Source organism: Vibrio sp. HM8-C (assembly GCF_058630515.1).
On record NZ_JBMMKS010000015.1, the window covers coordinates 107249 to 117915 of the forward strand.

Sequence of the window (10667 nt, forward strand, 5' to 3'; positions counted from 1 at the left end):
AAAGGACATCAATACACTTATGGCAACCTTGCTGTTAAGCGGAACACAACTTGAGCCTCAAGCACCGAGTGTGCCTAAAAACAAACCGTTCCTCATGGCGGTTAGCTTTGTTTATCTAGTAGCAATGCACGTTTTTATGCCAAATTTAGGCGGTGATGGATTGTCCCTCCCTTTTAACGCCACCACATGGATTGCCATTAGTTTCCCGATTGCTCTCGGTTTATATCAAATAGGGAGCTATCGACACGTAAGATATTCCAAATTGACGATCGGTCTTTGGATATGTTGTGTGATCATGTCGATCCCTTTGTTTTTTACTAACGCGCAATGGCATAGCGAACTGAGCAGGATCATTGGTTTATGGGCTGGGTTTTCACTGTTATTTGTTTTACAACAATTTCACTTCAGCAATAAAAGTAAGCAGAAATTTCTTCTCTATATTGTATTCGGAAGTGTCATTGAAGGGATGTTTGGCCTTTATCAATACACCCTGTTAAATCCGGGCAACCTGTTTGACTACGATACAATTCGAAATTTGCCTTATGGTATTTTTCAGCACCCTGATGCGATGGCAAGTTTTCTCGCTACAGGGTTGATTCTTTCAGGTTATTTGTTGGCTCGTCAGCCTAAGAAATACAACAAGAAACTCAGTGAAGTCAGTCTACTCTACATCACACCTGTGGTTTCAATCCCAGTATTATTAGTGTTGCACTCTTTAGTTGGCTGGGTTTCAGCAGCATTAGGGCTTTTGTTCATATTACCGTATTTGTACCGATTCTCTCCTCGCCAGCGTTTTATCAACTGGGTGATCGCGGCTGTTTCAGGGCTGATTATTGGCTTCGGTACTTTGTACTACCATCATAATCAAGATACCGAAACCGAACCTTATATCTCGTCGATTCCTTACGGCAAAGTGCTTCCACAAGCTATCGATATGTTGATAGAAAAGCCATTTACCGGTTACGGCTATGGAAAGTTCGAGTCGAGTTACATTCTCTATACCGCTAGACAGCACCAGCTTAACCCGAACTATCAAACGGGCGTTCCTTCAATGGAGCATCCGCACAACGAAATTTTATTTTGGGGTATCGAAGGTGGTTTGTTACCCGTTTTAGGAATGATATTGGCGGCAAGCTTTGTGCTTATCAGGATTTACTCCGCCAAAAAAGGCACCCGTCTAGCCATGTTTGCACTGTTGCTACCAATCGTCATTCATAGTCTAGTTGATGCTCCTTTTTACCAGTCGAGCATTCACTGGCTAACCTTTATGATTTTGCTGTTTTGGATAGACCAACGTGTCGCGAAATACAGAGTATTTCGTTTTAGTAAATTCAGCAGGACACTGCTTCGGATCGCAAGTTTAACTTTGCCTATAATCACCAGTTTTTATATGGTGAGTGTGCTGCATACCAATTACTATCTCACTAAATTTGAAACATCTACCCCTAAACAACTGGATATATTGAATAAGGTCGTCAACCCAGTTTTGATTAAAGATAGACTGGATTGGGAGATGTACAGCACTTATTTAGACCTAGGGCTAAATGAAAAGAAAGCGGAATATATTCAACCCTATATCGATTGGTCGTTGGATATTATTCAAAACAAACCAAGACCGGGATTGTATGAAAATCTGATCAAGGCTTACCAAGCTATCGGCGATGCCAGCCGAGCCGAACAGACAAGAACTGAAGCGATGTTTTTGTTTCCAGATTTAGATTTTAGCCAAATAGCCTACCCAGCCTTAATTGAAAACGAAGTAGAAACAGACGTAGATACAGAATAAAAAAGGTGGCTAATGCCACCTTTCTTACCTTCATTTATTGAGTTAGAGACTCTTCAAGTGCTCTTAAGCACAGGGCAATATTTTCAGAACGAGCACCATAGCCCATCACACCTATACGCCACGCCTTACCTGCAAGTGCACCAAGACCTGCACCAATTTCTAAATTGTATTCATTAAGTAGATGGCTACGTACTTTTGCGTCGTCAACACCATCGGGAATGTACACAGCGTTTAATTGAGGCAGACGATATTCCTCATCGACTACAAACTTAAATCCAAGTTTTTCTAAACCAGCTTTGAGCTTCTCATGCATTGCTTTATGACGGGTCCAAGCATTTTCTAACCCTTCATTTTTCAAAATAAGCAGTGCTTCGTGTAGTGCATATAAGCTGTTTACTGGCGCTGTATGGTGGTAGCTGCGTTTACTGCCGCCACTCCAATAGCCCAACACTAAGCTTTGATCTAAAAACCAACTTTGGATCGGAGCTTTCCGCGCTTGGATCTTTTCGATCGCCTTCGAAGAGAGTGTCAAAGGAGAGAGACCCGGTACGCAAGACAAACATTTTTGGCTTCCAGAATAAACTGCATCCAATTGCCACTTATCCACCAGCAGAGGCACACCACCTAGAGAGGTTACCGCATCAACAATCGTCAGCATGTTATTTTGCTTCGCCAAAGCACCTAAGGTCTCAGCATCACTGAGAGCACCAGTTGAAGTTTCTGCATGAACAAACGCCAGAATTTTCGCATCCGGATGTTGGCTAATCGCTTGTTCAACTTTACTGACAGAAACAGGAGTTCCCCACTCATCTTCTACCGTAATCGCGATACCACCACAGCGAACCACGTTCTCACGCATACGTTCACCGAAAACACCATTTCGACAAACGATAACCTTATCACCGGGTTCAACTAAGTTTACAAAACACGCTTCCATCCCAGCGCTACCAGGAGCTGAAACCGCGATAGTAAACTCGTTTTCAGTTTGGAAGGCATATTTCAAAAGCACCTTCAGCTCGTCCATCATTGCAACGAATAGTGGATCCAAGTGCCCTACAGTTGGGCGGCTTAGCGCCTGAAGAACTTGAGGAGAGATATCTGATGGTCCAGGTCCCATCAAAATTCTATGTGGAGGAATGAAGCTTTGTATAGTCATAGGTGCTCCCAATTTTATTAGTAGATAAGCGTTCACAGACGAAAATATAGAGTACGGCAGAATCTAAACATCGACAATTCGACAGAGGTCTATGCTGCCTGACTCTTTCGACACATTTATTTTCACTTATCACAAATTTACAATTGACATCAGTTTCACAAAACCGTTCAATGAGTGAGCTATCTGTACTCTAACAAGCTGCAATCAGCAGTGAGAGTATGGCAGAAGAGGAGCACTGCCCAGGCAGATGTTTTGTGGAGCCTCAACTCCAAAACAAAACATTCAGGGGGAGTAGTGCCGAGATGAGTCTAAGTTGTGGCTTTGGCTTATCGGTTGTAAGGGTTGAATCCCTTCAACTGTCATCAGTGCTATGCTGATGAAGAGCTTCTGAGGAATTTTATACAACCTGCCTGTTGTTACACCTCTTTTTTGCTCTAAGAAACTCTCTTCAAAACATTGGAAGTTGGATTACCAACCCTTTTTTATTTCTAGGAAGTCCGGGAGAAATGTAGTGAGCGCATTCAATGTCGCCAAGTTTGGTGGAACAAGTGTTGCAAATTTTGAAGCAATGAGCCGTTGCTCTGCAATTATTGAAAATAATCCACAAACACGATTAGTCGTCAGCAGTGCATGCTCTGGCGTAACGAACTTACTTGTTGAGCTTGCTAATGGTGTTCAAGATGCTGAGCAAAGACTTAACATTATGAAGCAATTGGCTGATATCCATGATGCGATTATCGACCAATTAGCAGATCCAACCAAAGTAGAAAAAGAAGTACATTCGATGCTTGATAGCATCGCAAGCGCTGCTGAAGCTGCCTCTTTCCAATCAAGTAAGAAATTAACCGATCATCTTGTTGCTTGCGGCGAATTGATGTCGACCTATATTCTGACTCAATTAATGCGTGAGCGCGGCGTAAATACTATTCGTTTCGATATTCGCGAAGTATTAAGAACGGACAATAACTACGGTCGCGCAGAGCCACAAGTTGAAGAAATCGCTAAACTGGCACAAGAGAAGCTTGCTCCACTTTGTGCTGAATATGTGGTGGTTACTCAAGGTTTCATCGGCTCTGATGAGCAAGGTAATACCACAACACTTGGTCGCGGTGGCAGTGATTACTCTGCTGCTCTGATTGCTGAATCAGTAAAAGCTTCTGGCTTAGAGATTTGGACAGACGTACCTGGGATCTACACAACAGACCCACGCATAGCGCCAAAAGCTGCGCCAATTCCAGAGATAAGCTTTAGTGAAGCCTCTGAAATGGCTAACTTTGGGGCAAAAATTCTGCACCCTTCGACTCTAGTACCAGCACTACGCCATGAAATCCCAGTGTTTGTCGGTTCATCTAAAGAGCCAGAAAAAGGTGGCACGTGGATTCGTCAACAAGTGGAGAACTCGCCACAGTTCCGCGCACTGGCTCTACGTTGCAACCAAACAATGGTGACACTGCGCAGTGCGAAAATGTTCCATGCTTATGGCTTCTTGGCAAAAGTGTTCGAAATTCTAGCGAAATACAAAATCTCTGTTGACCTTATCACGACCTCTGAAATCAGTGTGTCACTGACTCTAGATAAGACAGACACTTCAGGTGGCGCACCAGAGCTACCACAAGAAGCAAGAGAAGAACTACAAGAGCTGTGTACGGTAGAAGTGGAACATAACCTATGTCTTGTTGCCTTGATTGGTAACCACATGGAGACAAAAGGTTATGCGAAAGAAGTGTTCAGCACATTAGGCGACTTTAACCTACGTATGATTTGCTACGGAGCAAGTGACCATAACCTTTGCTTCCTTGTTGATGCTCATGAATCTAAAGCGGTAATTCAGAAGCTGCATTTGGATCTGTTCGAGAATCGATAATCAGATAGATCGTCAAGTAAAAGAAAGGTCACCAAGTGGTGACCTTTTTCATTTATAGAGTTGGTGATTCTAACCGTTGATGTTAGGACCTAGCCATTTTTCGGCTTCAACACTGTCCCAACCTTTGCGCTCGGAATAACTCTGAACCTGATCATCTTGAATCTGTGCTACAGCAAAATAGCGTGAGTCAGGGTGCGAGAAATACCAACCGGAAACAGATGCGCCGGGCATCATTGCGTAACTGGTTGTCAGTTCCATACCAATCTGTTCTTGTACGCCTAGCAGCTCCCAAATAGCGCCTTTTTCCGTATGTTCAGGACAAGCCGCATAACCCGGTGCTGGACGAATACCCTGATACTTTTCACGAATCAAATCTTCGTTGCTGAGATTCTCATCAGGTGCATAACCCCATATCTCAGTACGTACTTTCATGTGTAGATATTCAGCAAAAGCTTCTGCTAAACGGTCGGCAACCGCTTGCACCATGATCGCATTGTAGTCGTCACCTTTGGCTTTGAAGTCATCCGCCAGCGCTCGCTCGCCAATACCACCAGTAACAGCAAACATACCTACCCAGTCTTGTTTACCACTATGCTTTGAGGCAACAAAATCAGACAAACAATAGTTAGCACCTTTTGGCTTCTCAGTCTGCTGACGAAGGTTGTGCAGCACTTTTATCACTTGTTGACGCGATTCATCCGCATACACTTCAATATCATCATCAATGCTCGCTGCTGGGAACAAACCGCAAATACCATTAGCCTTCATCAGACCTTCTTGCTCAATACGGTCTAACCAATCATTGGCATCTTTGTACAGCTTGCGAGCTTCTTCCCCGACCAACTCGTGATCGAGAATCGCTGGGAACTTGCCAGACAGTGACCAAGTCATGAAGAATGGCGTCCAGTCGATGTACTGACGTAGCACAGAAACATCAAAGTCTTTGAATACATGAATACCCGGTTTAACTGGTGCAGGTGGCGTATAAGTCTGCCAATCAATTGCAGCTTTATTAGCACGCGCTTGCTCCAGAGTTACAGGACGGCTCTTCGGTTTTTTACGAGCATGTTGTTCACGGGTTCTTTCGTAATCCAGATTTAGACGCTCTACGAATTCTGAACGACGCTCATCAGAGAGCAATGCTGAACACACACCAACGGCGCGCGATGCGTTGTTCACATACACCACAGGTTGGTGATAGTTCTGCTCAATCTTCACAGCCGTATGCGCTTTAGAGGTTGTTGCGCCGCCGATCAGCAGCGGCAAATCAAAGCCTTGGCGTTCCATCTCTTTAGCAACGTGCACCATTTCATCCAGAGATGGAGTAATCAAACCGGAAAGACCGATAATGTCCACCTTCTGTTCCCGTGCGACTTTAAGAATGGTCTCACACGGCACCATCACGCCAAGGTCGATGATCTCGTAGTTGTTACATTGCAGTACAACACCAACAATGTTCTTGCCGATATCGTGAACATCGCCTTTCACTGTCGCGAGTAGAATTTTGCCGTTTGAAGAGCCAGACTGCTTCATCGCGTTAATGTAAGGCTCTAAGTAAGCAACCGCCTGCTTCATTACGCGAGCCGATTTCACTACTTGCGGCAGGAACATTTTGCCCTCGCCAAACAGGTCACCCACCACGTTCATACCGTCCATTAATGGACCTTCGATAACTTCAAGTGGCTTCGATGCCTTAGAGCGGGCTTCTTCAGTATCTTCAACGATAAATTCAGTAATACCTTTAACCAGTGCGTGCTCTAAACGCTTTTCAACCGGCCAAGTACGCCACTCAAGTAGAGATGCGTCTTCTTCTTTGCCTACTGCGTTTTCACGGTATTCTTCTGCTATCTCAAGCAGACGCTCTGTTGCACCGTTGTCACGGTTGAGAATAACGTCTTCAACCGCATTTCGCAGTTTCTCTGGAACGTTGTCGTATATCTCAAGCTGGCCAGCATTAACGATACCCATATCCATACCATTCTTGAAACAGTGGTATAGGAACACAGCATGAATCGCTTCACGCACGTAGTTGTTACCGCGGAAAGAGAAAGAAACGTTAGATACACCACCAGAAATCATCGCATGAGGAAGCTCACGTTTGATGTCTGCTACTGCATTGATGAAATCAAGCGCGTAGTTATTGTGTTCATCAATACCAGTTGCAACGGCAAAGATATTCGGGTCAAAAATAATGTCTTCCGCAGGGAAACCTACTTGCTCAACAAGAATATTGTAAGCGCGGCGACAGATTTCAATTTTACGTTCACGAGTGTCTGCCTGACCAACTTCGTCAAACGCCATTACGATAACGGCTGCACCGTAACGACGAATCAGTTTCGCCTGATGAATAAACTTTTCCTCGCCTTCTTTTAGCGAGATAGAGTTTACGATGCCCTTACCTTGAATACATTTCAGACCCGCTTCGATAACTTCCCATTTCGAAGAGTCAACCATGATTGGCACTTTCGAGATTTCAGGCTCTGATGCACACAGCTTGAGGAATCGCTCCATACAAGCCATCGCATCCAACATACCTTCATCCATGTTGATATCGATGATTTGAGCGCCATTCTCAACTTGCTCACGGGCAACGTCTAAAGCCTCATCGTACAATTCTTCTTTGATGAGACGCTTGAAGCGAGCGGAGCCGGTAACGTTGGTACGTTCACCAACGTTAACGAATAGAGTATCAGCGGCAATGCTCAATGGCTCTAGGCCAGAGAGTCGACATTCAACGCTAATCTCAGGAATCTCGCGCGGCGTAACACCCTCAACCACTTTAGCCATCGCAGCGATATGAGCAGGTGTCGTACCACAACAGCCACCAACCAAGTTGAGGAAACCTGCCTGAGCCCATTCACCAATATGCTCAGCCATATCCTCTGGTGACAGGTCATATTCACCAAATGCGTTCGGCAAACCCGCATTCGGGTGCGCAGATACATAGCATTCTGAAATGCGAGAAAGCTCTTCGACATATTGACGCAGCTCGTCTGGGCCTAAAGCACAGTTCAAGCCAAATGAGATAGGACGAACATGACGTAAAGAGTTATAGAATGCTTCGGTTGTTTGACCAGAAAGAGTACGACCAGATGCATCGGTAATCGTACCGGAGATCATGACAGGTAATTGAATACCAAGCTCTTCGAACACTGCATCAACAGCAAAAGCACACGCTTTCGCGTTCAAGGTATCAAAAATAGTTTCAATCAGAATCAGGTCACAGCCGCCTTTTATTAGCGCACGTGTAGATTCAGAATAAGCCGTCACTAACTGATCGAATTCGATGTTGCGATAACCAGGGTCGTTAACATCAGGAGAAATGGAACAAGTACGGTTAGTCGGACCTAAAACACCTGCAACATATCGTGGCTTATTCGGCGTTTTTGCCGTCCATTCATCAGCGACTTCACGAGCAAGCTTGGCTGCTGCAAAGTTAATTTCTTCGCTGAGAGACTGCATATCATAGTCAGCCATCGCAATTGTCGTGGCGTTGAAGGTGTTGGTTTCAAGGATATCAGCACCAGCTTCCAAATAAGCAGCGTGAATACCTCTAATCAATTGAGGCTGAGTCAGAACGAGAAGATCATTGTTTCCTTTTAGATCGCAGTGCCAATCCGAAAAGCGTTCGCCACGATAATCTTCCTCTTGCAACTTGTGCTCTTGGATCATGGTTCCCATACCACCATCGATCAACATGATACGTTGCTTCAATTGCGCTTCGATCTGGTGCTTTAGATTACTACCCACAGTACAGCCTCATTATTCCTTTTTTGCTTGTTCGACATCCTATCACACATTGATTAGAAATCTAGACGTCTAAAACATCTAATTACGATAAATGCGCACGTTAAAATTTTGATAAATCTATAGGTAAAAAGTGTTTGCTATTTGTTCAGCATCAAAGGACAATTTCGCTCACATTTAGTTACATTTGAAGAAGAAAATGTCGGTCTACTACACTCTGTGCTTTCTATCTGCTGCAGCAATGATGATTGCTTTTTTAAACAGCAAGATAGTGAAAATGCAAACCACGATAGCCATTACAGCTGGTTCTATGGTGCTCTCACTACTTATCCTTATTGCTGGTCAAAATGACTGGTTCCATCTCACTCAAATCGCAACAGAAACAGTTACCAGCATCAACTTTGAAAACTTTTTGTTAAAAGGTATTTTAGGTTTCCTTTTATTTGCAGGTGGTCTTGGTATCAAACTCCCCCACTTAAAAGATCAAAAATGGGAAATTACGGTCCTTGCACTCGGCGCTACTTTGTTTTCAACCTTCTTTATAGGTTTCGGCTTATATGGATTCTGTTACTTCACAGGCATCCATCTCGATCTTGTCTACTGCTTACTATTTGGCGCTCTGATTTCTCCAACCGACCCGATAGCAGTATTAGCGATTGTTAAAAAGATGAATGCGCCTAAACGTATTTCTACCCAAATTGAAGGCGAGTCTCTATTCAACGATGGTTTCGGTCTAGTTATCTTCGTAACCATCTTTACTATTGCATTCGGTAAAGAAGCTCCAACTGTAGGAAGTGTAGCTGCATTATTTGCTCAAGAAGCGATTGGCGGCATTATTTATGGCTTCCTATTGGGCTTGCTATTCCACTACTTGATCAGTGCAACCAACGACCACTCCATGGAACTGTTACTGACTATCGGTGTACCGACTGCCGGTTATGTGTTTGCGGACGTTATCCATGTTTCAGGCCCATTAGCCATGGTGGTATCAGGTATTATGATTGGTAACTGGACTCGCTTTATTGGCTTTTCTAAAGAGAGTGAAGAACATCTCGATCACTTTTGGGAGTTGGTAGATGAATTCTTAAATGGCTTACTTTTCCTTTTGATCGGTATGTCGATGCTCCTTTTCGAATTCCACAAAGAAGACTGGATCTTAATGTCTTTCGCGATCCCGCTAGTACTTGCAGCACGGTTCAGTAGCGTATTCATTTCTTACTTAGGCTTTAAGCGTTATCGCACATACAACCCTTGGTCGATTAAGATCTTAACTTGGGGTGGATTGCGTGGTGGTCTAGCATTAGCGATGGCACTATCCATTCCATCAGGAATGATGGTTATCCCAGATAAGCTTATCGACGTAAAAGAGCTAATTCTGGTAATGACCTACGCTGTAGTAGTGTTCTCTATCTTAGTGCAAGGTTCGACAATCACACCGATGATTGACAAGGCCAAACTTAAAGAAAAAGAATTGGAAGAACAGGAACAGACTGCAGAGCAAAGTAACGTACAGCAAAGCCAGCAGCAAAATATCTAAACATTATTTTCTTGAAGAGCAGTAACCTCCGGTTGCTGCTTTTTTATTTCCATCAGAACGTCATTTCCCGATATAAAACTTACCTTCATATTTATCCTATCCACTCTCTTCTTTTTAACATTCCAGAACGCCTGACATTGTTCCCAAAGTGGCAATAGATCGGCAGATTATTGGTATCAGGATACAGATCCGATAAGTAAAGCGTTAATCTTCAGTAGCCAACATCCAGCAAATCACAGTAACAAAATAGATAGAGTCTTCGGATTGAATGCATTCCTATTAGTCTTGAAAATTGTGATAAATCGATAAGAGATAAGCCCTAGACAGTAACCTATGACTGAATAGAGAAAATGCCTATAGCTAAAGGCTGCCATTACTCATTGTTTATACCTTCCATTTGGGAAACCTTGTCTTTAAGTGAATAGATTGAACAAGTAACAACTGACATAACAGTATTGAAGTGAAGGACTCTATTAAGGAGTGACCTAATTGGGGTGGTGTGCTAGAAGGAGCAGACTATTTACTTCAGAACAAACAGTGAGAATGGGTATTTCACTCAACCTCTGTGTGCTTTCCG

5 protein-coding genes and 1 riboswitch are annotated in these 10667 nt (G+C 43.7%); of the genes, 3 read left to right on the forward strand and 2 right to left on the reverse strand.

Annotated elements, in window-relative coordinates; translation table 11 throughout:
- The first annotated feature begins 19 nt into the window (after window positions 1–19).
- Window positions 20–1786, forward strand: coding sequence for a PglL family O-oligosaccharyltransferase (locus tag ACOSVQ_RS16550; protein ID WP_491983588.1), 1767 nt, complete (start codon window positions 20–22; stop codon window positions 1784–1786).
- A 34-nt stretch (window positions 1787–1820) separates the two neighbouring features.
- On the opposite strand, the gene ACOSVQ_RS16555 is transcribed toward ACOSVQ_RS16550, so the two are convergent.
- A complete protein-coding gene (locus ACOSVQ_RS16555) occupies window positions 1821–2942 on the reverse strand; it encodes a pyridoxal-phosphate-dependent aminotransferase family protein (protein ID WP_491983589.1) in 1122 nt (373 codons plus the stop codon).
- Between the two features lie 217 nt (window positions 2943–3159).
- A riboswitch (Lysine riboswitch) is annotated at window positions 3160–3337 on the forward strand.
- A 116-nt stretch (window positions 3338–3453) separates the two neighbouring features.
- Between ACOSVQ_RS16555 and lysC the strand changes: the two genes are divergently transcribed.
- On the forward strand, window positions 3454–4806 hold the full coding sequence (gene lysC / locus ACOSVQ_RS16560; protein WP_491983590.1) for a lysine-sensitive aspartokinase 3: 1353 nt from the start codon (window positions 3454–3456) through the stop codon (window positions 4804–4806).
- A 69-nt stretch (window positions 4807–4875) separates the two neighbouring features.
- Here the strand turns inward: lysC and metH are convergent, their stop codons facing one another.
- On the reverse strand, window positions 4876–8556 hold the full coding sequence (gene metH, locus ACOSVQ_RS16565) for a methionine synthase (protein ID WP_491983591.1): 3681 nt from the start codon (window positions 8554–8556) through the stop codon (window positions 4876–4878).
- Between the two features lie 196 nt (window positions 8557–8752).
- On the opposite strand from metH, the gene ACOSVQ_RS16570 reads away from it, so the two are divergent.
- A complete protein-coding gene (locus ACOSVQ_RS16570; protein WP_491983592.1) occupies window positions 8753–10090 on the forward strand; it encodes a cation:proton antiporter in 1338 nt (445 codons plus the stop codon).
- Window positions 10091–10667: the final 577 nt, after the last annotated feature.